This is a genomic window from Paracoccus sp. S4493 (assembly GCF_000967735.1).
Lineage (GTDB): Bacteria > Pseudomonadota > Alphaproteobacteria > Rhodobacterales > Rhodobacteraceae > Paracoccus > Paracoccus marcusii.
This window is the reverse complement of record NZ_JXYF01000529.1, coordinates 1-290: the sequence shown is the minus strand read 5'-3', so window position 1 is coordinate 290 and position 290 is coordinate 1. Positions and strand designations below refer to the sequence as shown.

Sequence of the window (290 nt, the reverse complement as noted above, 5' to 3'; positions counted from 1 at the left end):
GCTGTTCAGGCCAAGCGCGCCGACCAGCATGGTGATCAGGGCGATCACCCATGCAAAGACGGGCCGGTGAATGAAGAAACGTGCCATGCGCGATTACTCCGTCGCGCCGGCGGGGGCGGCATCCGCCTCCGCGGGGGCTGCGTCGGCGGGGCCGGTGTCGGTTCCCGCGTCGGCCGCGGCTGCGTCGGGGGCCGTGTCGGCGGAGGCCGCATCCGTGGGCGCTGCATCCGTGGGGGCTGCATCGGCGGGGGGGGCCTGGGGGGGGGGCCGTTCGCGCACGCCGCCCGGTT

Annotated in this window: 1 protein-coding gene; it reads right to left on the bottom strand. The window is 75.2% G+C overall.

Annotated elements, in window-relative coordinates; all coding sequences use genetic code 11:
- Positions 1 to 93: 93 nt before the first annotated feature.
- Positions 94 to 290: hypothetical protein (locus TW83_RS21640; protein ID WP_045984331.1), on the bottom strand; the 197-nt coding region annotated here is incomplete at its 5' end.